Genomic DNA, 25,739 nt, shown 5'->3' with positions numbered 1-25,739 from the left:
GCTTGCGCAGCGCTCAGCCGCGCAAGCCCTGCAGCTTGCGGTACAGGGTCTGGCGGCTGATGCCCAGCGTGCGCGCGGCTTGGGCCACGTTGCCGCCGCTGTTGTGCAGCGCTTGCTGCACGGCGGCCTGCTCGAGCTGGATCAGGCTGTGGGGCAGCGGGCCAAGGGTGGTGGGCGCGGTGGCTTTGGCGCTGGCCGCTGCCGGGCTTGCTGGGGCATGGGCTGGCGCAGGGGCAGGGCTGGCCTGCAGCTCGGCACGCAGGTCGTCGGGCAGGTGCTGCCAATCGAGCGTGTGCTCGTGCGGCTCCAGCATGGCGCAGGCGGTGCGCAGCACGTTGGCGTACTGGCGCAGGTTGCCGGGCCATGGGTACTGCTTGAAAGCCTGAAGCAACGCTGCGCTCAGCGCCAAAGTGCGGCCGGGCTCGATGCCTTGCAGCAGGGTGGCGCTCAGGGCCTCGAAATCGCTGCGCTGGCGCAGCGGCGGCAGTTCGACCATGAGGCCGTTGATGCGCCAGTACAGATCGGCGCGAAAGCGGCCGGCCTCGACCTCGAGCCGCAGCGGCCGGTGGCTGGCGCTGATCAGAAAAAAATCCAGCGGCTCGGCCTTGTGCGAGCCCAGCGGCGTGACTTCGCGCTCTTGCAGCACGCGCAGCAGCCGGGTTTGGGTGGCCAGCGGCATGTCGCCGATTTCGTCTAGCAGCAGGGTGCCGCCGTGGGCTTGGCGCAGCAGCCCGGTGCGGCCCTCGCGCCGGGCACCGGTGAAGGCGCCGGGGGCATGGCCAAACAGCTCGGCCTCGATCAGCCCCTCGGGCAAGGCGGCGCAGTTGAGGGCCACGAACGGCCGCTCGTGCCGGGGCCCGCTGGCGTGGGCGGCGCGTGCCAGCCACTCTTTGCCGACGCCGGATTCGCCCTGAATCAGCAGCGGGATCGGTTTGTCGAGGATGCGGCGCACCTTGGCGCAGGCGCTGCGCCAGCCGCTGTCGCCGCTGTCGAGGCGGGCTAGGGCGTCGGTGGGTGCGTGGGCCGTTCCACCGGGTAAGCCCACCATTGTGGCATTCGGGGCATTCGGCACTGCCGGACTCAATGCAGGCGGCCGTGTGGGCGACCGCAAGCCCAGCGCCGCCGCACCGGGGTGCAGTTGGCCATACAGGGTGCGTCCATCGTGCAGCCGCAGCGCCAAGGGCTGCTGTGGCTGGCGCTGATGCAGGGCGTGCAGCTGCGCCAGATCGAGTGGCAGCCAATGCTCGAGCCGGGTCGGCGGCGTACCCAGTTGCCGGGCGTCGAGCCGCAGCCACGCGCAGGCGCTGCGGTTGGCAGCGATCAGGCAGCCGTCGTCGGCGACGACCACAATGCCTTCGCCCAGCGAGCCGATGCCCTCGGCGCGCGGGTGCAGGTGCAGCCGCGTCTGGCCCGGGTGCAGGGTGCAGAGCAGGCGGTTTTCGACGTTGCGCGCGGCGGTGTTCACCAGCCCCAAGCTGTAGGGGTTCCAGCGCCCGTGTTCGGCCGAGATGTCGAGCACCCCGAGCAGGCGCCCGGTGCCAGAGGCGATCGGGGCGGCGGCGCAACTCAAGAAAGCGTTGTGCTCTAGGTAGTGCTCGGCCCCTTGGATTTCGACCGCCTCGCCCTCGGCCAAGGCGGTGCCGATGGCGTTGGTGCCGCGCTGCGCTTCGTGCCAAGTGGCCCCGGCCGACAGCGCCACACGCTCGGCCTTGCTCAAAAACCGCCCCTCGCCCAAGGTGTGCAGCAAGGTGCCACCCGCATCGGCCAGAATCACCATGCCTTGCGCCAGCCGCACTTGCTCGAACAAATACTCCATCGCCGGCAGCGCATGCGCCAGCAACTCGTGCTGGCTGGCGCGCAAGTCGCGCAACTGCGTCTGGCCCAAGGGGTCGGGCAAGGCCCGCGCCACGGGCAGCAGGCCCGCAGCCAAGCTGCGCTGCCACGAGCGCGCCAACCGCTCGCCCAAGGCGCCGGGCGGGCAGACACCGTGTTCCAGCAAATGTTGCCGGCAAGTGCGCAGAGCCAATGCCTGCAGGGGTGCGCGCATGTTGTCTCCTGGGCGCTGCTTTTGAAGGTCTGGCCGCCAGTATAGGCACTAGACGGGCCTGGCGCAAGGTTTATTGCGCGGCTGCGCCGACACCTGTCCGGTTTTGTGACAGGTGTCGCGTTTTGCAACCGGCGCCCTGCGTGCAGGGCCGCTGCTGCAGATCGCTGTTGCGGTGGTGCGCGCAATCAAATCAATGGCTTAGAAAATAAATCCGGGTTGGCACGAAACGTGGTTATAGGTCGTCGCCACATCGGCAATTGTTTGCAACCCCCGTACAGAGGAAGACACCATGATTTACGCAGCCCCAGGCAGCCCAGGCGCCAAAATCGCCTACCAGCCACAGTACGACAACTTCATCGGCGGCAAATGGACCGCCCCGGCCGACGGTCAGTATTTCGACGTCATCACGCCCATCAGCGGCAAGGTCTATACCCGGGTGGCGCGCTCCAACGCCCGCGACATCGAGCGCGCCCTCGACGCCGCCCACGCCGCCGCCGGCGCTTGGGGCCAAGCCTCGGTAACCGAACGCTCAAACATTTTGCTCAAGATCGCCGACCGCATCGAGAGCAACCTCGAGCTGCTGGCCTACGCCGAAACCGTGGACAACGGCAAGCCGATGCGCGAGACGCTCAACGCCGACATCCCGCTGGCGGTGGACCATTTCCGCTACTTCGCCGGTTGCATCCGGGCGCAAGAGGGCGCCATCAGCGAGATCGACAGCCAGACCGTGGCCTATCACCTGCACGAGCCGCTGGGCGTGGTCGGGCAGATCATCCCGTGGAACTTCCCCATTCTGATGGCGGCTTGGAAACTGGCGCCGGCGCTGGCCGCGGGCAACTGCGTGGTGCTCAAGCCGGCCGAATCGACCCCTGTCTCGATCTTGATCTTGGCCGGGCTGATTGCCGACCTGCTGCCGCCCGGGGTGCTCAACATCGTCAACGGCTACGGGCGCGAAGCCGGCTTGCCGCTGGCGCAGAGCAAGCGCATCGCCAAAATCGCCTTCACCGGCTCCACCAGCACCGGGCGCGTGATCGCGCAGGCGGCGGCCAACAACCTGATCCCGGCCACGCTCGAGCTGGGCGGCAAATCGCCCAACGTGTTCTTTGCCGATGTCATGGCGCACGACGACGCCTTCCTCGACAAAGCGATCGAAGGGCTGGTGCTGTTTGCCTTCAACCAAGGCGAGGTCTGCACCTGCCCCTCGCGCGCCCTGATCCACGAATCGATCTACGACGCGTTCATCGAGCGCTGCCTCAAGCGCATGGCGGCGATCAAGCAGGGCAACCCGCTCGACACCGAGACCATGCTGGGCGCCCAAGCCTCCAAAGAGCAACTGACCAAGATCACCAGCTACCTCGATCTGGGGCGGCAAGAGGGTGCGCAGGTGCTGATCGGCGGTGCGCAGGCGCAGATGAGCGGCGAGCTGGCCGGCGGCTATTACGTGCAGCCCACGCTGTTCAAGGGCCACAACAAGATGCGCATCTTCCAAGAAGAAATCTTTGGCCCGGTGCTGGCCGTGACCACCTTCAAAGACGAAGCCGAGGCGCTGGCCATTGCCAACGACACCCTCTATGGCTTGGGTGCCGGGGTTTGGAGCCGCAACGGCAATGTGGCCTACCGCATGGGCCGCGCCATCAAGGCCGGCCGGGTCTGGACCAACTGCTACCACGCCTACCCGGCGCACGCCGCATTCGGTGGCTACAAAGAATCCGGCATCGGGCGCGAGACCCACAAAGTCATGCTCGACCACTACCAGCAGACCAAAAACCTGCTGGTGAGCTACAGCGAAAACAAGCTGGGGTTTTTCTGATTTCCGGTCAATTCTGTCAATTCACAATTCAATCATTCAAGGAGATTCAACATGACTTCCACATTTTTCATGCCAGCTGTCAATTTGATGGGCAGTGGTTCATTGGGCGAAGCCATGCAGGCTGTCAAGGGTTTGGGCTATCGCAAGGCCTTGATCGTCACCGACGCCATGCTCAACAAGCTCGGGCTCGCAGACAAAGTGGCCAAGCTGCTCAACGAGCTGCAGATTGCCACCGTGGTGTTTGATGGCGCACAACCCAACCCAACCAAGGGCAATGTGCGCGCCGGTTTGGCGCTGCTGCGTGCCAACCAGTGCGACTGTGTGGTGTCGTTGGGCGGCGGTTCCTCGCACGATTGCGCCAAAGGCATCGCTTTGTGCGCCACCAATGGCGGTGAAATATCCGACTACGAGGGCGTGGACCGCTCGGTCAAGCCCCAGTTGCCGCTGGTGGCCATCAACACCACGGCCGGCACCGCCAGCGAGATGACCCGGTTTTGCATCATCACCGACGAAGAAACCCACATCAAAATGGCGATTGTGGATCGCAACGTAACCCCCATCCTGTCGGTCAACGACCCCGATCTGATGCTGGCCAAGCCCAAGGCGCTCACGGCGGCCACCGGCATGGATGCGCTGACCCACGCGGTGGAGGCCTACGTGTCCACGGCGGCCACGCCCATTACCGACGCCTGTGCCTTGAAAGCGGTGGAATTGATTGCGCGGCATTTGCGCACGGCTGTGGCAAAAGGTGACGATCTGCACGCGCGCGAGCAAATGGCTTATGCGCAGTTTTTGGCCGGCATGGCCTTCAACAACGCCTCCTTGGGTTATGTGCACGCCATGTCGCACCAACTGGGTGGTTTTTACGATTTGCCGCATGGGGTCTGCAACGCCTTGTTGCTGCCGCACGTAGAGGCTTTCAACGTCAAAACATCCGCAGCGCGGTTGCGCGACGTGGCCCAAGCCATGGGCGAGAACGTGCAAGGTTTGGATGCCCAAGCCGGTGCGCAGGCTTGCTTGGCAGCCATACGCAAACTCTCGAGCGACATTGGCATCCCCAAGAGCTTGGGCGAACTGGGGGTCAAGCGGGCAGACATTCCCACCTTGGCCGCCAACGCCATGAAGGACGCATGCGGTTTCACCAACCCCCGCAGCGCCACGCAAACCGAGATCGAGGCCATCTTCGAAGGCGCCATGTGATGCGATGAGCCCCTGCCCGATGCCAAGGCCTATAGGTGAATGCGGTCTATAGGCCCGGCATGGGCAGGCGGCCATGGTTGAAATACGATGTGAGGGCGTGGCATGGCAGCACTGCTTTCTCATCATCTGCCTTTTACAGGAGCCCGCCATGGTAGATAAAGTGATCGCCACCCCAGCCGCGCTGGAGCTGATCGAGCAACTCAAGGCCCTGCACGGGCCAGGGCTGATGTTTCACCAGTCGGGCGGCTGCTGCGACAACAGCGCCGCCAACTGTTACCTGCTGGGCGAACTCACCATCGGGGCCGGCGATGTGCACTTGGGCGACATCGGCGGCTGCCCGTTTTACATCAGCACGACGCAGTACCAGACGTGGAAGCACACCCAACTGGTCATCGACGTGATCGAGGGCACGGGCGGCACCTTCTCGCTCGAGGGGCCGCTCGGGCGCGCCTTCCACACCCGCTCGCGCGTGTTTAGCGACGAAGAGTTGGCGGCCCTAGAGTTGTAGGCGGCTGGCACTGGCAAGGCGGCCGAAGGCAGGGCTGGGGCGGGCAGGGCGGCGCGCAGCAGGTCGGCGCGCAGCAGGGAATAGCGAAAGCGCCGAAAATACGCCCCATGACCCTCAAAGCCCCTGAACTGCTGCTGCCGGCCGGCTCGCTGGAAAAAATGCGCGCCGCCTACGACTTCGGCGCCGACGCCGTCTATGCCGGCCAGCCGCGCTACAGCTTGCGCGCGCGCAACAACGAATTTCGCCTCGAGCAACTCGCGCAAGGCATGGCCGAGGCGCGTGCGCGCGGCAAAAAGCTCTTCGTCACCAGCAACCTGATCGCGCACAACGACAAGGTGCGCACCTACCTGCGCGACATCGAGCCCATCATCGCGCTCAAGCCCGACGCGCTCATCATGGCCGACGCCGGCCTGATCATGCAGGTGCGCGAAAAATGGCCCGAGGTGCCGATCCATCTGTCGGTGCAGGCCAACAGCACCAACTGGGCCGCGGTCAAGTTCTGGCACCGGGTGGGCGTGACGCGCATCATCCTGAGCCGCGAACTGAGCCTAGACGAAGTCGAGGCCATCCGCAACGAGTGCCCCGAAGTCGAGCTCGAGGTGTTCGTGCACGGCGCGCTGTGCATCGCGTACTCGGGCCGCTGCCTGCTGAGCGGCTACTTCAACCGCCGCGACCCCAACCAAGGCACCTGCACCAACGCCTGCCGCTGGGAGTACGGCACCCAGGCCGCGCAGCTCGATCCGGTCACGGGCGAGGCGGTTGCGCTGGCGCGCATGGGGGCCGACTTCGACTTTGGCCAAGCCCAAGCCGAGGCCGAAACCGCCTTTGCCACCTGCGGCAGCGGGCAGCGGCACCCGGCTGCCGACCAGATCTATCTGCTCGAAGAAAAAGGCCGCCCCGGCGAGCTCATGCCGATCATGGAAGACGAGCACGGCACCTACATCATGAACAGCAAAGACTTGCGCGCCGTCGAGCACGTACAGAGGCTGTGCCAAATCGGCGTCGATTCGCTCAAGATCGAGGGCCGCACCAAGAGCCTGTACTACGTGGCACGCACCGCTCAGGTGTATAGACGCGCCATCGACGACGCCATGGCGGGCCGCCCCTTCGACCCCGACCTGCTGCTGCAGCTCGAGGGCCTAGCCAACCGCGGCTACACCGGCGGCCTGCTCGAGCGCCGCCCGGCGCAAGACTACCAAAACTACCTCAGCGGCCACTCGCAGCTGCAGCGCAGCCACTACGTGGGCGAGGTGCTGGGCGTGCGCGCCGACGGCTGGGCCGAAGTCGAGACCAAAAACCGCTTCGCCGTGGGCGACCAGATCGAGGTCATCCATCCCAGCGGCAACCGCATCGTGCAGCTCGAAGCCATGCACAACCCCGACGGCGTGCCGGTGCAGGTGGCCCAAGGCAACCCGGTGCGCGTGTTCGTGCCGCTGGGCGCGCCGGTGCAAGGCGCCTTGCTGGCGCGGCTGCTGGGAGCGCCAGCGTAATTGCATTGCCTCGAGCGTGCGGCTTGCCATTCATTCGCCAGCCGCAAGCCGATGTGCGCGCAGTGCCCAGGCCGCGACCATGCTCGCAGCATTTGTCAGGTACAGCGTGGTCTGGTTGGCATGGCTGGCGGCCTTGCCCACTGCGGCCCGGTCACGGTAGAGTTGGGCGATAGATTCCAGCGGGTAGTCCACATCGGTGACATACACCGCGTACTCCCAGAGCTTGCCGCACTCGTGCACGCTCGGGCTGGCCAGATCCAGCCGCATCTGCTTGCTGTCCAGGGGCCGCTCGCGCGCGAGCAGGTTGGCGCACTGCGGGGCGAGATCGAGGCGGTCGGTGTCGGCACCGCGCACGATCACGGCGAGCTGCCGCAGCGCAGGATCCTTGAGATCGTGCCTGTCCAAGAAGGTATCGAAGCTGCACAGTTCACCGCGATGGCCGTATTCCACGCCCGGGATGTCGTAGGGAATGGCGCCGGTTTCTTCTGCCATGCGCAGCACGTCGGCGGCAGGCACGTACAGAAACTCGGCTGTCGGATCGATGAAGCGCGCGATCAGCCAGGGGCAGGCGATGCGGTCGATCTTGGGACGTTCGAGGGTGATCCACTTCTTGGGCCGACGACCTCGCCGCCCGCCGCCTTCCAGCCCTCGATGCCGCCTTCGATGAAGCGGGCCTTGGGCCCCTTGCCTTGCAAGGCATCGACCACGCTGTTGGACACCGAACCACCGCGCGCGCAATACAGCACGATGCCCTGCTCCTTCGGTAGGCTGTCGGCCCACTCGGCGAGTTGTTCCGGATTCTTCCATTGCGCGCCGGGCAGGTGCGCGGGCGCGGCCTCGCGATCGGCGGGACGGCGCACGTCGAGAATCAGCTTGCCGGCCAGTTCGTTCTTCAGGGTTTCGGGTTTGATGGTGCGGTCCATGTTCAGGCTCCCAATCGGGTGAAAGCCGCCTCGGCGGTGGTCCAGGACAGGTTTTGCATGAAGGCGTCCACGTAAGCCCCGGCCTTGGCGCCGAAGTCCATGTGGTAGCTGTGCTCGTACATGTCGAGGGCGATCAGCGGCGTGGCACCGGCCAGGTTGTGGGCGTGGTCGGCGGCCCAGGCGTTCACGAGACGCCCGCGGCGCGGACTCCACACCAACAGGGTCCAGCCGGAGCCGCCGCCCTGGGCCTTGCCCATGGCCGTGAATTGGGCGCGCCAGGCGTCCATGGAGCCGAAATCGCGCTCGATGGCCGCCTTCAGCGTCCCGCCCGGGTCGCCTCCCGCGCCACCGAGGGAATCGAAGTACACCTCGTGCAGGATCATGGAACCGCTGGCGATCATCTCCTCGCGCTTGAGGCCGTTGATCTCGAACACCGGCGCCGCTCCCCAGTTCAATTGCGCCAGCTCTTGCTCGATGGCGTTGAGACGCTTGACAGCGCCGCCGTAGTTGTTCTCCCAATGGCTGACGATGAGTTTCTCGGACAGGCCGGTGAGTTTGGCCGGATCGCATGAAAGGGACTTCAGTTCGTAAGGCATCTTGGCTTCCTCAGCAAGGTGGATCGGAAACGGCGCGACGAAGGCTGACTCGATCAGGTTCAGCCTTGGCCCGGAAACACCAGCCACCCCGCCAGTCCCGCCGCGAGGATCACGACGACGACGTTGAGCTTGTTCTTCCAGAAATAAAGGAATGCCAGGGCCGCGGCGAAGATCGATATGCCCGCCGTCAGCGATGGCACGCGTTCGGCAGTGACCCGCGCCAAGTCGATGGTGGTTGCGCCGATCAGGCCGACTACCCCGGCCGCTACACCGTTCAGAAAGGCGTGCAGCCGTTTGTTGTCCACCACCGCCTCCAGCCGGTCGTAGAAAATCAGCGAGAACGCAAAGGCCGGAAGAAAGATCCCCGCCGTCATGGCCACCGCCCCGATCGGCCCCCCCGCCGCATAGCCGACGAACGTGGCGAAGATGATGAGCGGTGCCGGCAGCACACCGGACAGCGCCAGGCCGTCCAGGAACTGCCCATCGGTCAGCCACCCGCGCCCGACGGCGTCGTCGCGAATGAACGGAATCGCTGTGTAGGCACCACCGAAGGTGAGCAAGCCGGCCTTCAGGCCCGCCGCGAAGATGAGCAGCACCGAGGCTTGGCCCTGAACGACCGTTTCCACCAGCTTCGCTGTCGGCGCAGTCCACAGAGCCACGGCCGTGGCCAGCGCCACCGCTGCCAGCGTCACGAGCAGTGCTAAGGCCCGATGCTTGAGCACGAGCAGGGCGTACACAAGGCCACCCGCCGGCAGGGTGATCCAGAAGTCGACACCACCCATGGCTGCCAGCGCGCAAGCGATGGCAATGGCCCACAACCAGCGATCGAGCAGGATGTGCTCGCCGATGCGGTGCACGGCGCGCACGATCAGGGCGATCACGGCCGCCTGCATGCCAAGGAACGCAGCGCCCAGCGCGGTGCCTGCGATGTCAATCTGGAAGTACAACCAGGACAGCGCGAACATCAGCAAGAACCCCGGCAGCATGAACCCGAGTCCCGCCAGTACGCCCCCCAGCCGCCCCTTTGCTCGGATGCCCAAATGAACGCACAATTCGTGGGCTTCGGGTCCGGGCAGCACCTGCATCACCGCAAGCAGCTTGTTGAAGCGTTCGCTGGAGATCCAGCGTTCCTCGTCCACGAGCTCGCTGCGCAACATGCCGATCTGAGCCACCGGCCCGCCCCATGCGAGCAAGCCGAACTTGAGGAAGCGCACGAAGAGCTGCAGGTAGCTCATCGCTGGAGGGACGGCTTCAGTCGTGGCATCCGTCTCAGGACGGGTCAGGGTGTTCACGTTGTTTTTTCCTCGTAACTCTTCAACAGCCAATCAAAAACTTCGCACGCGCGAACGAGCAGCGCGTCGTCGTCGGATTCGGATGCCCTCAGGCCCGCGAGCAGCTGCTCGATGCCCGGCGCTTCCGGTACCGGCAGACCGCCCACGTCCAGGCAATGCACCAGTTCGCCCAAGCGCGTCAGCGCCGGGGCGTCCTCCAGGCCAAAACTCGCCAGCAGCGTCTCGAAGGTGACCTTCGTCCCCACGTGGCTGAACGTCGCACCGTCGAAATCGAAGCCGAGCCAATCGGCTTTGCAGTCGGCAGGACTCGCCAGCCAGACGATGCGGGCCTTCGGGTCGACAAACCGGCGGATCAGCCAGGCCGAGGCGAGCCGGTCCACCCACGGACGGGCCCGCGTGGCCCAGACACGGCCCCGATAGTCGGCCCGCTCCAGTCGCGGAATGTCGGCCTGCCGAGGGGTCGGCTCGTCGGGAGAAAGCCGGCGGGTGAGCGCGTCGCGCAGGTCGTCGAGCAGGCTCAAGGTCTGCCGCTGCGCCTCGCCGGGGAAGAAGTCGATGCGCGCCACCTGCTCGAAGCGGCGCACGAGCGGCTGGAGCTTGCGCGCGGCGGCTGCGCCGTCTAGGGATGCCAGGCTCCGTCCGAGCCCTTTGATCTCCTCGACGATGCCCGCGTACTCCTCGCCCCGGTCGAACAGGGCGCGCAGCGCGGCTTCCTGAGCTTCGTCACACCCCGAGAGTCGATAGACCTCGCCGCTGCCCCCGGCCTCGACCGACTGCGCCGCCGCTTCGTCCAGCGCCGCGGCACTGTCGGCCGAGTCGGGCAGCAGATAGACCCCATCGCGCAGCGTCGCGCAGCCCAGCGCCTTGACGGAGCGCCAGACGCGCATGCGGCCGGTCGATGCCTTGGTGGGCAGGCTGATGAACAGCGCGAGAAAGCTCAAGCACGGACTCCGTGTTGCCAAGAGGGATGAGTATTATATCCTACTCCTTGTTATAGATAAAACGAAATCTATGCAATTGCGTAGCGAGTCCGGTGCGAACTGGGGTGATCAACGCGGTCGGAACCGCGTCGCAGCCCGGTCTCCCAGTCACCGCGTCATTGGTCCTAAAAGCGTCTCTGTGCTGAACGTCTTGACAACATTCGCGCGATCGTTAGAATCTTCGCATGGAACAAAGACTCTTGAAAGACCTGCTCTACGAACAGGTAGCCCGAATCGGCAAGGCGGTATCCAGCCCGAAGCGGCTGGAACTGCTTGAATTGCTGGCTCAAGGCGAGAAAACCGTCGAGACGCTAGCCGGCGAGCTAGCCGTAGACGTCAAGCTCACCAGTGCGCACCTAAAAGCCTTGAAAGAGGCGCGCCTGGTGGCATCGCGCCGAGACGGCAAGTTCGTGATCTACCGGCTCAGTGGCCCGGATGTCGCCCGGCTTTGGGTCATGTTGCGCGAGGTGGCCGAAGAGCATCTGGTCGAGTTGCGCGTCGCGCTTGGTCAGATGGTGTCCGATCCCTCCCGGCTTGCGGCTGTTGGTCGTCAAGCCCTCTTGGAGCGCGCACAGCGCGGCGAAATCGTTGTGATCGACGTGCGTCCGCAAAACGAGTACGAGACTGCGCACCTGCCTTTCGCCCGCTCGATGCCGGTCGCCGAGCTCGAACGTCGGCTCACCGAATTGCCGCTCGACAAGGAGATCGTCGCGTACTGCCGCGGCCCGTTCTGCCTGCTCTCGGATGAGGCCGTGGCCCTGCTCGCGGCGAAGGGTTACCGGGTTCGCAAGATTCTCGACGGCGTCAGCGAATGGGAAGCAGCCGGCCTCCCGGTAGAGGCAGCGGACAAGCGCTGATGGGCCACCGACTGCCGCTCGCCCGTCATCCACTTCAATGCAAGACCAAGGAGCAATGCCATGTCCAGCACGCTTTTCATCATCAATGACGCGCCCTACGGCAATGAGCGGGCCTACAACGCGCTGCGGCTCGCCGGGGCGCTCGCCGGCCGTGAAGATCAGCGGGTGCGGGTCTTCCTGATGGCCGATGCGGTCGGCTGCGCCAAGTCCGGCCAGAAGGTCCCTGAGGGCTATTACAACGTCCAACTCATGCTCGGAAAGATCCTGCGCAAGGGTGACGTGGCCTTGTGCGGCACCTGCATGGATGCGCGCGGGCTGACCGACCAAGACATGGTCGATGGCGCCAAGCGTTCGACGATGGGCGAGCTCGCCCAATGGACCGCCGAGGCGGACAAGGTGCTGGTGTTTTGAGCGCTCGAACGATCGAGGGGAAACAGATGTTTCAAGGCATTCGCAACGTTCTGCTGTTTCAAGGCAGCCGCAACGTTCTGCTTCTTGCATCAAGTCAGGCCATGATGATGTCGGCCATCGTCATGTCAATGGCGCTGGCGGCGATTCTTGGAAGTGCGCTTGCGCCCGACAAGAGTCTTGCGACGCTGCCTATTGCCGTCATGGTCATCGGGGTGGCGATCGCGTCACTGCCCGCGGCCATGCTGATGCGCCGCTTTGGACGGCGTACGGGTTTCCTGATCGGCGCTGCGCTCGGGGTCTCCGGCAGCATGATTGCCGCGCTCGGATTGCAGCGCCACTCGTTCGAGCTCTTCGTGCTGGGCCATCTGCTGCTGGGCTGTTACCAGGGTTTCGCCAACTATTACCGGTTCGCCGCCGCAGAGGCAGTCGATTCGGCTCACGTCAGCAAGGCCATCGCCTGGGTGGTCGCGGGCGGTGTCGTTGCTGCCTTCCTCGGGCCGCAACTGGGCCAGTGGGGGCGAGACTGGTTCGCCAGCGGATTGTTCGTCGGATCATACGTCGCCCAAGCCGCACTCAGCCTGATCGCCCTGACGCTGCTGGCGTGCGTGCGGCTCAAGCCCGTGGTCGTTGCGGCCGGAGGTGCGGCGCGGCCCTTGCGCGAGATTCTCGCGCAGCCGGTGCTGCAAGCTTCGGTTCTGGGTGCAGCGGTCGGCTATGCCGTGATGATCATGGTGATGACCGCGACCCCGCTGGCGATGATCGGGTGCGGACTGTCCTCGACCAGCGTCACATCAGTGATTCAGTGGCACGTCGTCGCGATGTTCGCGCCGTCGTTCATCACCGGTAACCTGATCAAGCGCTACGGCGCGCCCCGAATCATGCAACTCGGCTTCATCCTGCTGCTCGGGCATGTCGCGATCGCGCTGCTTGGCGTCGAGTTTCTGCACTTCCTGTCCGCCTTGATCCTGCTCGGTGTCGGCTGGAACTTCGCCTTTATCGGCGGTACGGCGCTGCTCACCCAGACGTATCGCCCGTCGGAGCAGATGAAGGTCCAGGCGATCAACGAATTCTCGATTTTCGGCCTGGTGGCGCTCGCGACGCTATCGGCGGGCTGGCTCTATGACCGCTTTGGCTGGGCCACGCTCAACTTGGCCGTGGTGCCGTTGCTGATTCTTGCCTTGATCGCCGCGATCGGCATCGAGCGTCGGCTCCGTTCGGTGGCAACGCCAGCCTGAGGGTATGCACACGTCATCCAACCCGCAACTCAACACCTGAATCCGTGACCTCAATTGAGCCAACCCCTCACGCCCACCCAGCCGCAGCCCGAAACAGGGATTTCTTGCACTTTCCCCGCCCAACGGGCCGTGCGAAGGCCCGGCGGCGCGCACAAACACCCCGCACAAGGCCGGTAGAGGTCTCCCATCGAGCCCTCTGCATGCCGTGCACGCCGCCCGCCAGCCTGGTTCGTCACCCGGCCAGGCCAGCCGGGTCCACTACGAACGCCACCGCCCGGAGCAGACCGCGCTGTACCGTCTGGTGCAGCAGCACGCGGCCAGCTTCATCGCCCACACCGAGGCCAGCACTGGCGCCGCTCTGCCGCAGTTCGTCAAAGACGAGTTCGACGCCTTCCTAGAGTGCGGCATCCTGGCCCATGGGTTCCTCAGGCTGCGCTGCGGCGACTGCGGCCACTGACCAAGCTGCTGGCGTTCAGCTGCAAGCGGCGAGGGTTCTGCCCGTCATGTGGCGCGCGCCGGATGTCGCAGACAGCAGCGCAACTCGTGGACCACGTCATCGCCGCATGTGCCGGTGCGCCAGTGGGTGCTGTCGCTGCCGATCCCGCTGCGCGTGCTGCTGGCCGCGCAGCCTGAGCTGGTCACGCCGGTGCTGCAGGTGGTGCAGCGCGTGCTCACGCGCCATCTGCTGGACGCTGCCGGGCTCAAGGCCGACGTAGGCCACGGCGGCGCGCCCAGCTTCATCGAGGCGAGTGCGCCCACCGACGACGCGCTGCAAGCGCTGCTGCAGACCGTCATCGCCCGGCTCATGAAGATGCTCACTCGCCGGGGTGTGCTGGTCGAGGACATGGGGCAGACCTACCTGGCCGAGCCTGATGCCGACGGCGAGGCAGGCGCGCACGGCTCGCGGCCACTGCAGGCCGCGGCCATCACTTACCGCATCGCCTTTGGCCCCCGCGCTGGGCAGAAGGTGCTGAAGCTCAGGGGCGCGCTGCCGCGCGAGGCTATGGCACGCCAGCAACTCTGTGCCGACATCGACGGTTTCAGTCTGCACGCCGCGGTCCGCGTCGAACCGCACGCCAGCCAAGCGGCTGGAACAGTTGTGCCGCTACATCACCCGGCCGGCGTTGTCCGACGAGCGGGTGCAACTCAATACCGTCGGCCAGGTGGAGCTCAAGCTCAAGACGCCGTGGCGCGACGGCACCACGCATCTGGTCATGAGTCCGCTGGAGTTCATGCAGCGACTGGCAGCGCTGGTGCCGCGGCCGAGGCTGCACCTGATCAGGTTCCACGGCGTGCTGGCACCCAATGCCAAGCTGCGCCCGCTGGTGGTACCGCCGGGACCCGAGGTGCAGGAGCAGCAGGCCACCAAAGTAGCAGTTGCCGACGAATGCGAGGTCGAGGCGGTTCAGGCCCGGCCGCACCGGATCAGCTGGGCGCGGCTTCTCAAGCGTGTCTTCGACATCGACATGCAGCACTGCCCGAACTGCGAAGCTGGGGAGCTGAAGATCATCGCGGCGATCCTGGAGCGACCGGTGATCGAGAAGATCTTGACCCACCTGGGGCTGGATCCGCAGCCGCCGCCCAGGGGCCGGGCGCGTGAGGCGGGGCAAGACTTCGCCACCTGAGCCGCGGAGCCGCGCCGGCCTTCACAAAAACCTCGCTCCAGGCTGCGCTGCCAGCGGCAGCCGGAATGGCGCTGCGCCGCATGTAGGCTGGATGCCGAGTGACTCCGGGGCAACCCTGATATCGAGACCCAACGAACCCCAACAGAACCGGAGGGGCCGGCCGAATCATCACAAGACGGCGTCGCAGTCGTCAGTTCCAGGCCATCCAGGCCAGCATCGGCCGCCAACCCATGGTCAGTGGGGCCTTCCAAATGCCGTTTGAAATTCCTATGCGCACCCGAACACCACACTGACCGGTCGGCACAACCCAGCATGGGACGCGCACGAGCCACGACGTCCGCCGCCCGGCGGCGTCTCCTGGAATCCGCCGACCGGCTGTTCTACCAGCACGGCGTCCGGGCCGTCGGCATCGACCGGGTGATCGCCGAGGTCGGGGTTGCCAAGATGACCCTGTACACCCACTTCCCGTCCAAGGACGACCTGATCCTGGCCGTCCTCCAACACCGCGAGAAGACCGTCCTCGAGTTCTTCCGCGGTGCGATGGAGCGGCACGGCAAGAGGACCCCGCTCCGGGCGTTCTTCGCCGCCCTGAAAGAGTGGTTCGAGTCCCCGGGCTTCCGGGGCTGTGCGTTCCAGAACGCCGCAATCGTGTTGGCCGACCCGAAGCACCCCGGGGCCGAGTTCGTCCGCGGGTACAAGCAGCGGTTCTTCGAGATCCTGCGGGCCATCGTCGAGCAGACGGTCGGGCGGTCGGCGGCAAAGGTCGCCCCCGCCGTCTCCCTGCTGGTGGAGGGGGCCGTCGTGACGGCCGTGATCCAGGGGACGCCGGGCGCGGCCGACGTCGCCCGCGACGCCGCGCTGATCGTCGTGGCCGGGAAGGGATAGGACCCCTTTTGATTCACCCGGGAAGCTCTTTTCATCCCTTCTGGAGGCGAGCCGTTGACGCCGGCGGCAATTGCATATACAATTAAAAGAGGAGTGTGACCATGACAAAACCCGCTGCCACCATCGAGGAGATCGCCGCGAGTTGCGTCGCCAAGCAGTTGCGGCTGTTGAACCGGGTCGTCACGAACATCTACGACGACGCCCTGCGGCCGCTCGACCTGAAGGTGAGCCAGATGAACATTCTGGTCGCCGCCGCGATGATGGGAACGGCTCGCCCCGTTGAAGTTTGTGAACATCTCCATCTCGACGTCTCGACCCTCAGCCGCAACGTCGAACGAATGAAAGCTCGTGGCTGGCTCGAAGTTGTGCCCGAAGAGGATGGCCGCTCGCAGCCTTTCCGTCTGACATCACAGGGACGCGAGCTTCTGGACAAGGCGATTCCGGCTTGGAGCGAGGCGCAACAGCAGGTCAGGAGGGTTGTTGGGGACGGGTTCCTGGAACAGTTGAACCGAGCCGTGAAGCGAGTCAAGAAAGGGCCCGCTCCGGGCTGATAGCTTCGCCATATAGTTGTATATACAAAGAGATCTGCCCATGAACCTCAACGATCACCCGACCGTGCGGCGGGTTCGCCTCAAGACGGTGCCCAGCATTCGGCCCGCGGACGAGTCGGTGGACGCCGGCTGGTTGAAACAACTGGTCCTCGAGGCCGGTGCCGATGACGTGGGATTTGTGGAGATCGGCCGACCCGCTTTGGACGACCAGCGCGAGGACATCCTCAAGGCGTTCCCTCACACCAAGACGCTCGTCAGCTTCGTGGTCCGCATGAACCGAGAGGCCGTTCGGACGCCGGCCCGGTCGGTCTCCAACACCGAGTTCCACCACAGCGGCGAGGAGGTCAACCACGTCGCCCGGGAGGTGGTTCAAGCCCTTGAGGACCGGGGCATCCGGGCAATGAACCCGGCCATGGGCTTCCCCATGGAGATGCACCGCTTCCCCAACAAGATCTGGGTCGTGTCGCACAAGCCGGTGGCGGTCGCGGCGGGGCTGGGCATGATGGGCATCCACCGCAACGTGATCCACGAGAAGTTCGGCAACTTCATCCTGCTCGGGACGATCCTGGTTGGGGCCGAGGTGTCGGAGTCCAGCCGGCCGATCAACTACAACCCGTGCCTGGAATGCAAGCTGTGCGTGGCCGCGTGCCCCGTGGGGGCCATCTCGCCGGACGGGAGCTTCAACTTCACGTCCTGCTATACCCACAACTACCGGGAGTTCATGGGCGGCTTCACCGACTGGGTCGAGCAAGTGGCCGACAGCAGTAGCGCCCGCGACTACCGCGGTCGGGTCAGCGATTCCGAGTCGGCCTCGATGTGGCAGAGCCTGTCCTACGGCGCGAACTACAAGGCCGCGTACTGCCTGGCGGTGTGCCCGGCCGGGGAGGACGTGATCGGGCCGTTCCTCGCCGATCGGAAGGCCCACCTCGACCAAGTGGTGCGACCCCTCCAGGAGCGGGAGGAGACGGTCTACGTCACCCAGAACTCCGACGCCGAGGACCACGTCACCAAGCGCTTCCCCCACAAGACGATCAAGCACGTGGGCAACAGCCTGCGGCCGAACAGCATCGACGCCTTCCTGAACGGGATGCCGAACGTCTTCCAGCCGGGCAAGTCGGCCGGCCTGAACGCCACCTACCACTTCACCTTCACCGGCCACGAGCAGCGCCAGGTGACGGTCGTGATCCAGCAGCAGAAGATCAGTGTTAAGGAGGGGCACGTCGGCCAGCCCGATCTCCGCGTGACCGCGGACTCGCAAACGTGGGTCGGGTTCCTGAGGGCCGAGCGGAACATGGTGTGGGCCTTGGTGCGGAGGAAGATTCGGCTCGCCGGCCCGCCCAAGTTGCTGCTGGCGTTTGGCAAGTGCTTCCCGAGCGCGGGCGGCCGGCAGGAGCGGGTCGAGCTTGAGCCACGACCCTCAAGGCTCAGGGGAGAGCCCGCGGCCTTCGTGAAGAACGACCCTGCCACCGGTGAGGTCCGGTGGCGGGGCAAACTCACGCTCTCGGAGGTGGTGGACGAGGCGCACGAGGTGAAGACTTTCCGCTTCACTCCCCCCGCGGGCGGGGAACTCCCGTTTAACTACCTGCCCGGCCAGTTCGTGACGCTCCATATCGCGCCCGGCGGAGTCCCGACCAAACGCTCCTACACGATCGCGTCGTCGCCGACCTGGAGCGACCGGATAGAGATCACGGTCAAGCGTGAAGGCCAGGGACTGGTCTCGCGGTGGCTGCACGACGAACTGGGGGTCGGGGACGAGGTCGAGGTCGAAGCGCCGAACGGCACGTTCTTTTTCAGCGGCCAGGAGGCAGGCCGGGTGGTACTGATCGGCGGCGGGGTGGGAATCACGCCACTGATGAGCGCGGTGCGTTACCTCGCCGAGACGTGCTGGCCGGGCGAGGTGCACCTCGTCCTCGGGTTCCGGTCGCCGCGCGACTTCATTTTCCGCGAGGAGCTGGCCGCGCTCCAGGCGCGCCACCCCAACCTCGCCGTCACCGTCACCATGAGCGCCCCGGGGGACGAGCCGTGGTCCGGCCGCGTCGGCCGAATCGATGCGGCCCTGCTCGCGTCGGCCGTGCCCAACCTCGCCGCCCAACAGGTTCACGTGTGCGGCCCGCTGCCGATGATGGACGCGATCATCGCCGCACTCGGCTCCCTCGGTGTCCCCCCTGCCCAAATCAAGCGGGAGGCGTTCGGGACGGTCAAACGCAGTCCGTCTGGAAAGGAGACCACATCAACGGAGATCGCGGGCAGGGCTCTCTTCCTGGCTTCCGGCGTGACCGCGCCCGTCCCGGTCGATGCGACGATCCTCGACGCCGCCGATACGGCCGGTGTCCCCATCGACAACGCCTGCCGTTCCGGCACGTGCGCCTCCTGTCGCGTGAAGCTGGTCTCGGGCCGGGTAACAATGGCCGCCGAGGATGCGCTGACCGATCAAGACCGGGCAGAGGGTTACATCCTGGCCTGCCAGGCCAAGATCCAGGGCGACGTCGAAGTCGACGCTTAACTTAAGGGGGTCGCTCATGGGTTTCGAATTATTCGCCGCAGCGTTCGTCGGCCCGGTCGTCGGACTGTGGCTCGTATCCCAGATCACGGAAGCGTTGCGCCCGGTCCCGCAAACGCCCAAAACCCTGCGCTGGGCACCGGATATCCCGATCGGCTACGTCGACATCGGCGGCTGCAAGCTTCGTTACATCAAGGCCGGGCGGGGGCCGAATCTCGTGCTCCTCCACACCCTGCGCACCCAACTCGACCTCTTCGAGAAGGTCGTGCCGGAACTGGCGGGGCGGTTCACGGTCTACGCGCTCGATTATCCCGGCCACGGTTATTCGGACATCCCCGAGGCCCGATACGATGCCGAATTCTTCGCCGAGTCCGTCGCGAAGTTCCTCGACGCCCTCGACCTTCACGAGGTGACGCTCAGCGGCGTGTCCATCGGCGGCGCGATCGCCCTGATCCTGGCCGGCCGGCGGAACCCGCGAATTGTCAGGGTCGTGGCAATCAACCCGTACGACTACGCCAAGGGTCGCGGGATGGCGCGCAGCTCTCCGTTGGGCTGGCTGATCACAGTCACCTCGGGCATCCCCCTGATCGGTGAAACGGTCATGCGGCTCAGGAACTTCGTGATCATGCGGGCCGTTCTCCGGGGTGGCGTCGCGAATCGCGAGAGCATCCCGCCCGCACTCCTCAAGGAAATGTACCGGGTTGGCAATCGGCCCGGCCACTCCCGAGCCTTCATCCGCCTGCTCCGTCAGTCGGCGAGCTGGGAAGCGGCGACCGGATCGTACAAAAACATCAACCTGCCGGTGCTCCTCGTCTGGGGCAACAAGGATTGGGCTCGGCCCGGCGAGCGCGAGCACGATTCCAGCCTGATTCCGACGGCCCAGGTGGAAACCGTGGAGAACGGCGGACACTTCTTACCGCTTGATCGGCCGGATGCCGTGGTCGATCTTCACACGCGCATCGGGAGCGGTTCCGACGCATGTTGATGGTCGTAGCGACCTGTCGCCGACAGAAGTGGCACGTGCTGGGGTATCTCAGCGGCCACGAGCGGCGGCAGGCAACCGTCGTGGTTCAGGAACAGGAAGACCAGCGTCAGAGAGGCACGTCGGCCAGCCCAATGAGCACGTTGCCGCGGACTCGCAAACGTGGATCGGCCTTCTGAGGAAAGAAAGAGGCACGCTGTGGGCACTGCGGCGGCGGAAGATTCCGATCTCTGCCACCTCGTCGATGACGCCTGTGGGAAGATCCACCCGGGGAGTGCTGGCATGTCCGACGTTCGCGAAACGCAATTGCTCGTCATCGGCGGGGGCCCCGGCGGCTACCCGGCCGCCCTCCACGCCGCCGACCGCGGCCTCAGAGTCACCCTCGTGGACGAAGGGGCAAGGCTCGGGGGCGTCTGCCTCAACCGCGGCTGCATCCCGAGCAAGGCGCTCCTGCACGCCGCCAAGGTGATCCACGAGGCCAAAGAAGCCGGGGAGCTCGGCATCACCTTCAGCCCTCTACGGATTGGCCTCCTACGTTTTCTTTCTGGCCACCTTCACCTACGCCATCGGCTTCGTCGGCAACCTGCCGCTGTTGCCCAAGACCATCGACAGCGGTGCCGCCGCGCCGCTGCTCGAAGCGGTGCTGGTCAACCTCGGGCTGCTCGGCCTCTTTGCCGTACAGCACAGCGTGATGGCGCGGCGCGGCTTCAAGCGCTGGTGGACCCGCATCGTGCCGGAATCGGTCGAACGAAGCACCTTCGTGCTGGCGTCCACCGCAGTGCTCGCCTTGCTGCTGTGGCAATGGCGGCCGATCGCCGAGCCGGTGGTGTGGTCGGTCACCGACCCGCTCGGCCGCGGTGTGTTGCTCGCCGTCTTTGGCCTCGGGTGGGCGGTGCTGCTGATCAGCACCTTCCTGATCAACCACTTCGAACTTTTCGGCCTGCGCCAGGTGTGGGCCAACTTGCGCGGCCAGAAACTGCCCGAGCCGGTGTTCCACACGCCGCTCTTCTACCGCCACGTGCGCCACCCCCTCTATCTGGGCTTCTTGCTCGGCTTCTGGGCCACGCCGCACATGACGGCCGGCCACCTGCTGTTCGCCGCGGCCTGCACTGGCTACATCCTGATCGGCATCTGGTTCGAAGAGCGCGACCTGGTGGCGCAGTTCGGCGACCGCTACCGCGTCTACCGGCAGCAGGTGGGCATGCTGCTGCCCAAGCTTGGCGGGCGCAACCGCAAAGGGCCGGCGCAGCCTTGATGTCGAGTTGCCGGGTCAGGCGGGGATCAGTGCAGCGCCCGCCGCCAGCGTGATGCCGGTGTTTCAAACCCAGTCATGGCTGCCTGTACTGCCTGTAAGCAGGAACACCTCCGTGTTAAAACCTACGCGAATGCTGGTCGACACAGAACCACTAGATTGCCCACGGAGGTCTGGACGACTTCCCCGTTCTGATTGAGGGTGTTCGTGCGCACCTTGATCAAGCCCTGTTCCGGTCGAGACTTCGACGGCCGAACTTCCAACACCTCGCTTTCCACGTGCAACTCGTCGCCCGGCCGCACCGGCCGCGGCCAGCGCAGTTCGTCGAAGCCGGCGCCGACGATGCCGCCTGCCGGCTGGAACGCGCTGTCCACGAGCAAGCGCATGGTCACCGCGGCGGTGTGCCAGCCACTGGCGGCCAGGCCGCGGAAGAGCGAGGCACTCGCAGCAGCTTCGTCGAGATGAAAGGGTTGAGGATCGAACTCCGAGGCGAATGTCTTGACTCGGTTCTCCTCAATGCGGATGCGCGTGTTGCCAGAGAAGCGCTGCCCCGGCGCGAAGTCTTCGAGATAGAGGATGCCCATGATCGAACCCGTGATCAGAGCGCTTCGAGCGCCAATGCGATGCCCTGGCCGCCACCGATGCACAGCGTGACAACACCCCGTTTCAGGCCGTCGCGGCGCATTGAATGCAGCAGGCGGGTGGTCAGCACGGCACCGGTGGCACCGATGGCATGGCCATGCGCAATGGAGCCACCTTCGACGTTGACGATGTCTTCCGCCAGATCCAGTTCGCGCAGGCAGGCCAGCGTGATCGCGGCGAAGGCCTCGTTGATTTCGATGCGCTCGATGTCGCTGTGCTTCCACCCAGCGCGCTCCAGGGCGAGCTTGACCGCAGGCACCGGGCCGATGCCGAACATGCCTGGCTCGACCGCAGCCACGCCCTGCGCGACTAGCCGCGCCCAAGGCTGCAGCCCGTGCTGCTCGGCAAAGCCGCGTTCCGCCACGATCAGGGCGGCTGCGCCGCTGTTGAGTCCAGGCGCGTTGCCGGCGGTGATGCTGCCGTCCTTGCGGAAAGCGGGTTTGAGCTTGGCCAGCGTCTCGATGGTCGTCTCCGGACGGTTGGATTCGTCGCGGTCGAATCTCACCGGCCCCTTGCGGCCAGCCAGTTCGATCGCAACGATTTCCTCATCGAACTTGCCTGCCGCCTGCGCTGCACTGAACCGCTGTTGCGAGCGCGCCGCCCAGCGGTCCTGGTCTTCGCGGGTGATGCCGCGCTGGCTGACCAGATCCTCGGTATGCCAGCCCGAGTGCTGTCCGCTGAAGGCATCGTTGAGACCATCGCGCAGCAGGCTGTCCAGCATTGCCGCGTCGCCCATTCGATTGCCCCAGCGCCCACTCGGCACGAGGTAAGGGGCCTGGTCCATGTTCTCCATGCCTCCGGCGATTGCCGCCTTGGCGTGGCCCGCAGCCACCTCCAGCGCAGCACTGGCGATGGCTTGCGCGCCCGAGCCGCAGACACGGTTTACGGTTAGCGCAGGTACCCGCACCGGCAGGCCGCCGCCAATGGCAGCTTGTCGCGCCGGGTTCATTTTGGCCCCGGCCTGGATCACGTGGCCCAGCACCACGGTATCGACGGCCTCGGGCGACAGCCCGGCGCGTCGGAGGGTCTCGCGCACTACGGCTGCCCCCAGCTCGGTCGCCGGAGTGTCCTTCAGCGCGCCGCCATAGGTACCGATCGGCGTGCGGACCGGTGCACAAAGGACGATTTCAGGCTTACTCATGATTGCTCCTTGCGGTGAGGGTGGGATGGTTGAAGATCAGGCAGGTCGTGGTCGCATGGGCGTACAACTTGCCGTCAGGGCCGACGATGCGGCCCTCGGCCGTGGCGACTTGGCGCCCCGCATGAATCACCTTGCCCTCGGCACGCACGAGCGGAACGCCGTCGTTGAGGGGCCGAACCATGTTCACCTTGAGTTCCAGCGTGGTGAAGCCCTTGCCCGCAGGCAAGGTGGCGTGTATCGCGCAGCCAACGGCTGAGTCGAGCAGGGTCGCAAACCAGCCGCCGTGCACCGTGCCCAAGGGGTTGTAGTGCCGGCGTTGCGGTCGCCCCTGGAACACCGCCTCGCCAGGCGCCATGTGGATCGGCACGAAGTCGAGCGTGTCGCCGATCGGCGCCGGTGGAAGTTCGCCGGCAAAGATCGCCTCGAAAACCTCCATACCCGATAGCCCGGCGACCTGCTCCTGAGGTGCTGCATCGGGTTCTCGCAAGCGGGCTCGCACCGTGGCTTCGTCTGCTTTCCAACGCTCGATGACCTGATCGACCGTCATTGACAACTCCTTTCTTGCATAAACTTGTATCTGCAATAGTTGTAGATACAATATATCACATGAAGAACGTCATCAAGCCGCAGGGTTGTACCAATCTGAAGCTGCGTCAGGTTGATCGCATGGTGACGCGGCACTACGACCGCTACGTTGCCGAGGTTGGCTTGAAGAACACGCAGTACGCGCTGCTCTCGCATGTCGTCAAACTCGGCCCGATCCGGCCGAGTAATCTGGCCAAGCGCATGCAGATGGATGCGTCGACGCTCACGCGCAATCTGCAACTGCTGGCGGCACAGGGATGGCTGACGGTCGGTGCGGGCGAAGATGCACGCAGCCGGCTGGTCGAAGCGACCGCTGTGGGCCATGCGAAGCGTGTCGAAGGACAGCATGCCTGGAAGGCGGCGCAAACCGCGCTGAACGAGCGCTTGGGGTTGGAGCGCGTGGCCGCGCCGCATGAGCTACTGGATGCTTGCATCGAATGCCTCAATGACGACGCCGACGATGCAGCCGCCACCTGAGAGGCTGAGAGTTTTTCAGAAACCAACGCAAGCGCCATGGCGGTCGCTGCTTTGGAGCGCAAGCGCTGCGGACGAGATCCGACAGCGCCTCCAGCTCCCTTGATGGGGTTGGACGCCTGACGCAAAGGGCTTGTTGGGGTCTGCAGGGCCTTTTTTCCCCCTCTCATGCCGCCTGCGCGCGCACCGCAGGCGCACCGCTCCTCCAGCCAATGAGCTGTGGCGCCAGCGCTGCCATGCGCAACAGGTTGTGCGCCAACACGAACAAGCCCACCACCGATCGCACCTTGGGCAATCCACGCACCGGCATTTGCTGCATTCCCCGGTTGCGCGCTTGTGCGTTGACGCATTCGGCCGTGGCCGCGCACTGTTTGTAGATCTCCTTGGCCTGCTCGCTGTCCATGCGCGCTCGCCATCGGGCAACCGCCTCGGAGTCCCCGGCCTTGGGCTGGTGCTTGTCCTTGTCCTGTTCGACCTCGTTGCCCTTGTCGTCTTTCTTCCCCCCGGGTTCGGGCACCGGCGCATAGACCTCGGTCTTCTCGGCCACTGCGTCGATCTGCTCGTGCGCGGGGAAGCCGCCATCGACCAGCCACTCATCGGGGCTGCGCCCCACACGCTGCTGGACTTGCTCGACCATGGGGGAGAGCTGGGCCATGTCGCTGCCGATGTTGAGCACCGCCATGCCCACGTTCCCCTGCTCTTCGCAGGTGATGGCGAACTGCACATTGAAGGCCGGTCGGAAACCGCCGTCACCCATCTTCATGACGCGCGCGTCGGCATCGGTGGTGCTCACCCTGGCGTCTTCGGTCTTACCGCCGTTGCGCTTCTTGGTCGCGGCCACTTCGGGCAGTTGCTTGAGGGCCTCTGTGATCCGTTCTTCGCGCTGTTGGGCCGCGCGCAGCTGGGCCGCCTGCGCCTGGCGCTTGGCCAGACCGGGGTCACTCTGGGCCTGCGTCTTGAGCGTTTGCACCAACTCGCTGGCCTCTTTGAGGTGTTCGTCCAGGCTGGCCCGGCGACGGAACGAGGCCGCACCCGCATCGGCTCGCACGCGCATGCCGTCCTGCGCCACCCGCTGCAGACGGATCGCACCGGCCGCGGCCAGGGCGGCCACGTTGTCGGTGAGCAGCTCGTCCATCAGTTTGTCGTTGCCCGCACGGAAGTCGTTGAGTGCGTGGTAGTTCACCGTGACACCGCCGCAAATCTACCGGTACGCATCGTGCTCCTGGCTCAGCCGCGCGACTTCGCGTCCGCTGCCCACGCCGTCCAGCGTGGCGTAGAGCCACAGCGCGAACAGGATGTGGGGGTCGATCGCCGCACGCCCTGCGTTGCTGCCGCGGGCCTTGATCTCCTGGAGCAACTGGCTCAGGTTCTGGCGCTGCACGTAGCCCCACACCAGTCTTGCCCGATGGTCCGGGGGCAGCAAGGACTCCAGGTCCGAGGCTCGCAGCTCGATTTGCGAGCGGTTGGGCTGCAGCAGCCTGGGCGCTCCTTCTGGCTTGAGCGCCGCCTTCGCCTGGGCATGCCGCGTCTGCTCGGCAGGCGGCTGGGGCATGTCCTCGAACAGACCTGCCTTTACCTCCTCCTCGTCGCGTTGAGTTCGTGTCGTCATCCTTCATCCGTAAGCCAGTTGCGTGCCAGCTTGAGGACTTTGGAGAAAAACTCTCAGTCTCTGAGCTCCAACCCCAGTTGACGGCCGAGTTGCTGCTCCTGCTCGCCGGCCTGGCCGCCCTGGGATCTTTGGCCGCCAACATCA

At 65.5% G+C, this 25,739-nt stretch carries 24 protein-coding genes and 3 pseudogenes; 16 read left to right on the top strand and 11 right to left on the bottom strand.

All coding sequences use genetic code 11. The features are described 5' to 3' along the window. Positions 1 to 13 precede the first annotated feature (13 nt). Positions 14 to 2,047 (bottom strand): sigma-54-dependent Fis family transcriptional regulator, encoded by a 2,034-nt coding sequence (locus SMCB_RS08115; protein ID WP_045536176.1) that lies wholly within the window; start codon positions 2,045 to 2,047, stop codon positions 14 to 16. A gap of 289 nt (positions 2,048 to 2,336) precedes the next feature. Here SMCB_RS08115 and exaC point away from each other — a divergent pair, with 289 nt between their 5' ends. The 4 genes from exaC to trhP all read left to right on the top strand — a co-directional run bounded on the left by exaC (position 2,337) and on the right by trhP (position 7,055). Further along, complete coding sequence (gene exaC / locus SMCB_RS08110) at positions 2,337 to 3,857, top strand: acetaldehyde dehydrogenase ExaC (protein ID WP_045536174.1); 1,521 nt, start codon at positions 2,337 to 2,339, stop codon at positions 3,855 to 3,857. Positions 3,858 to 3,908: 51 nt separating this feature from the next. Continuing rightward, positions 3,909 to 5,057, top strand: coding sequence for an L-threonine dehydrogenase (gene yiaY / locus SMCB_RS08105; protein ID WP_045536171.1), 1,149 nt, complete (start codon positions 3,909 to 3,911; stop codon positions 5,055 to 5,057). A 148-nt stretch (positions 5,058 to 5,205) separates the two neighbouring features. Continuing rightward, entirely contained in the window at positions 5,206 to 5,565 is a 360-nt protein-coding gene (locus tag SMCB_RS08100; protein ID WP_045536169.1) for a DUF779 domain-containing protein, read from the top strand. 107 nt (positions 5,566 to 5,672) lie between these two features. After that, positions 5,673 to 7,055, top strand: a complete 1,383-nt coding sequence (gene trhP, locus SMCB_RS08095) for a prephenate-dependent tRNA uridine(34) hydroxylase TrhP (RefSeq protein ID WP_045536167.1) — start codon at positions 5,673 to 5,675, stop codon at positions 7,053 to 7,055. Between the two features lie 294 nt (positions 7,056 to 7,349). Here trhP and SMCB_RS12720 read toward each other — a convergent pair. The 5 genes and pseudogenes from SMCB_RS12720 to SMCB_RS08070 all read right to left on the bottom strand — a co-directional run. Next, positions 7,350 to 7,700 (bottom strand): annotated as a pseudogene (locus tag SMCB_RS12720) (chromate resistance protein ChrB domain-containing protein); the annotation flags it as partial. Beyond that, positions 7,610 to 7,978 (bottom strand): rhodanese-like domain-containing protein, encoded by a 369-nt coding sequence (locus SMCB_RS13095; RefSeq protein ID WP_045536165.1) that lies wholly within the window; start codon positions 7,976 to 7,978, stop codon positions 7,610 to 7,612. The gene SMCB_RS13095 and the pseudogene SMCB_RS12720, both read right to left, overlap by 91 nt. Positions 7,979 to 7,980: 2 nt before the next feature. Then, positions 7,981 to 8,574, bottom strand: a complete 594-nt coding sequence (locus SMCB_RS08080) for a superoxide dismutase (RefSeq protein WP_045536163.1) — start codon at positions 8,572 to 8,574, stop codon at positions 7,981 to 7,983. 59 nt (positions 8,575 to 8,633) lie between these two features. Then, positions 8,634 to 9,809 carry a chromate transporter gene (locus tag SMCB_RS08075; RefSeq protein ID WP_045536160.1) on the bottom strand — a complete coding sequence of 392 codons (1,176 nt, stop codon included), beginning with the start codon at positions 9,807 to 9,809 and terminating at the stop codon, positions 8,634 to 8,636. 53 nt (positions 9,810 to 9,862) lie between these two features. Then, entirely contained in the window at positions 9,863 to 10,807 is a 945-nt protein-coding gene (locus SMCB_RS08070) for a chromate resistance protein ChrB domain-containing protein (protein WP_045536158.1), read from the bottom strand. A 224-nt stretch (positions 10,808 to 11,031) separates the two neighbouring features. Between SMCB_RS08070 and SMCB_RS08065 the strand changes: the two genes are divergently transcribed. The 4 genes from SMCB_RS08065 to SMCB_RS08050 all read left to right on the top strand — a co-directional run bounded on the left by SMCB_RS08065 (position 11,032) and on the right by SMCB_RS08050 (position 13,806). Beyond that, positions 11,032 to 11,703, top strand: coding sequence for an ArsR/SmtB family transcription factor (locus SMCB_RS08065; protein ID WP_045536156.1), 672 nt, complete (start codon positions 11,032 to 11,034; stop codon positions 11,701 to 11,703). A gap of 60 nt (positions 11,704 to 11,763) precedes the next feature. After that, complete coding sequence (locus SMCB_RS08060) at positions 11,764 to 12,114, top strand: DsrE/DsrF/TusD sulfur relay family protein (protein WP_045536155.1); 351 nt, start codon at positions 11,764 to 11,766, stop codon at positions 12,112 to 12,114. A gap of 26 nt (positions 12,115 to 12,140) precedes the next feature. Further along, positions 12,141 to 13,349: an MFS transporter gene (locus tag SMCB_RS08055; RefSeq protein ID WP_045536153.1), complete on the top strand. Its 1,209-nt coding sequence runs from the start codon at positions 12,141 to 12,143 to the stop codon at positions 13,347 to 13,349. 205 nt (positions 13,350 to 13,554) lie between these two features. Next, the gene (locus SMCB_RS08050) at positions 13,555 to 13,806 is read left to right on the top strand and encodes a transposase zinc-binding domain-containing protein (protein WP_052468465.1); all 252 of its coding nucleotides are present in this window, start codon (positions 13,555 to 13,557) and stop codon (positions 13,804 to 13,806) included. 96 nt (positions 13,807 to 13,902) lie between these two features. Here the strand turns inward: SMCB_RS08050 and SMCB_RS08045 are convergent, their stop codons facing one another. Further along, positions 13,903 to 14,400, bottom strand: coding sequence for a hypothetical protein (locus SMCB_RS08045; RefSeq protein ID WP_144400308.1), 498 nt, complete (start codon positions 14,398 to 14,400; stop codon positions 13,903 to 13,905). A gap of 46 nt (positions 14,401 to 14,446) precedes the next feature. Here SMCB_RS08045 and SMCB_RS08040 point away from each other — a divergent pair, with 46 nt between their 5' ends. From SMCB_RS08040 to mddA, 7 genes and pseudogenes are all read left to right on the top strand, one after another. Further along, positions 14,447 to 14,974, top strand: coding sequence for an IS91 family transposase (locus tag SMCB_RS08040; protein ID WP_052468463.1), 528 nt, complete (start codon positions 14,447 to 14,449; stop codon positions 14,972 to 14,974). 312 nt (positions 14,975 to 15,286) lie between these two features. Next, on the top strand, positions 15,287 to 15,859 hold the full coding sequence (locus tag SMCB_RS08035; RefSeq protein ID WP_045536149.1) for a TetR/AcrR family transcriptional regulator: 573 nt from the start codon (positions 15,287 to 15,289) through the stop codon (positions 15,857 to 15,859). Positions 15,860 to 15,960: 101 nt separating this feature from the next. After that, a complete protein-coding gene (locus SMCB_RS08030) occupies positions 15,961 to 16,410 on the top strand; it encodes a MarR family winged helix-turn-helix transcriptional regulator (protein WP_045536147.1) in 450 nt (149 codons plus the stop codon). A gap of 40 nt (positions 16,411 to 16,450) precedes the next feature. Then, positions 16,451 to 18,913, top strand: coding sequence for a 2Fe-2S iron-sulfur cluster-binding protein (locus tag SMCB_RS12495; RefSeq protein WP_144400306.1), 2,463 nt, complete (start codon positions 16,451 to 16,453; stop codon positions 18,911 to 18,913). A gap of 16 nt (positions 18,914 to 18,929) precedes the next feature. Further along, on the top strand, positions 18,930 to 19,895 hold the full coding sequence (locus tag SMCB_RS08020; RefSeq protein ID WP_052468462.1) for an alpha/beta fold hydrolase: 966 nt from the start codon (positions 18,930 to 18,932) through the stop codon (positions 19,893 to 19,895). Positions 19,896 to 20,174: 279 nt separating this feature from the next. Further along, positions 20,175 to 20,336 (top strand): annotated as a pseudogene (locus tag SMCB_RS12715) (FAD-dependent oxidoreductase); the annotation flags it as partial. Positions 20,337 to 20,415: 79 nt separating this feature from the next. Continuing rightward, complete coding sequence (gene mddA, locus SMCB_RS08015) at positions 20,416 to 21,147, top strand: methanethiol S-methyltransferase (RefSeq protein WP_045536145.1); 732 nt, start codon at positions 20,416 to 20,418, stop codon at positions 21,145 to 21,147. A gap of 122 nt (positions 21,148 to 21,269) precedes the next feature. Here mddA and SMCB_RS08010 read toward each other — a convergent pair whose 3' ends face one another. Genes SMCB_RS08010 through SMCB_RS08000 form a run of 3 tightly spaced genes read right to left on the bottom strand, consistent with a single transcriptional unit; the run spans position 21,270 to position 23,474 of the window. Continuing rightward, entirely contained in the window at positions 21,270 to 21,728 is a 459-nt protein-coding gene (locus SMCB_RS08010) for a MaoC family dehydratase (RefSeq protein ID WP_045536142.1), read from the bottom strand. A gap of 14 nt (positions 21,729 to 21,742) precedes the next feature. Next, entirely contained in the window at positions 21,743 to 22,927 is a 1,185-nt protein-coding gene (locus tag SMCB_RS08005) for a thiolase family protein (protein ID WP_045536140.1), read from the bottom strand. After that, positions 22,920 to 23,474 carry a PaaI family thioesterase gene (locus tag SMCB_RS08000; protein ID WP_045536138.1) on the bottom strand — a complete coding sequence of 185 codons (555 nt, stop codon included), beginning with the start codon at positions 23,472 to 23,474 and terminating at the stop codon, positions 22,920 to 22,922. The genes SMCB_RS08005 and SMCB_RS08000 overlap by 8 nt, the downstream gene beginning before the upstream one ends. 59 nt (positions 23,475 to 23,533) lie before the next feature. On the opposite strand from SMCB_RS08000, the gene SMCB_RS07995 reads away from it, so the two are divergent. Beyond that, a complete protein-coding gene (locus tag SMCB_RS07995; protein WP_045536136.1) occupies positions 23,534 to 23,989 on the top strand; it encodes a MarR family winged helix-turn-helix transcriptional regulator in 456 nt (151 codons plus the stop codon). Positions 23,990 to 24,152: 163 nt separating this feature from the next. Here SMCB_RS07995 and SMCB_RS07990 read toward each other — a convergent pair. Next, positions 24,153 to 25,538: pseudogene (locus SMCB_RS07990) on the bottom strand (IS1182 family transposase). Between the last annotated feature and the right edge of the window lie 201 nt (positions 25,539 to 25,739).

The organism is Serpentinimonas maccroryi (assembly GCF_000828915.1).
Classification (GTDB): domain Bacteria; phylum Pseudomonadota; class Gammaproteobacteria; order Burkholderiales; family Burkholderiaceae_C; genus Serpentinimonas; species Serpentinimonas maccroryi.
This window is presented reverse-complemented; position numbering and strand designations above follow the sequence as displayed.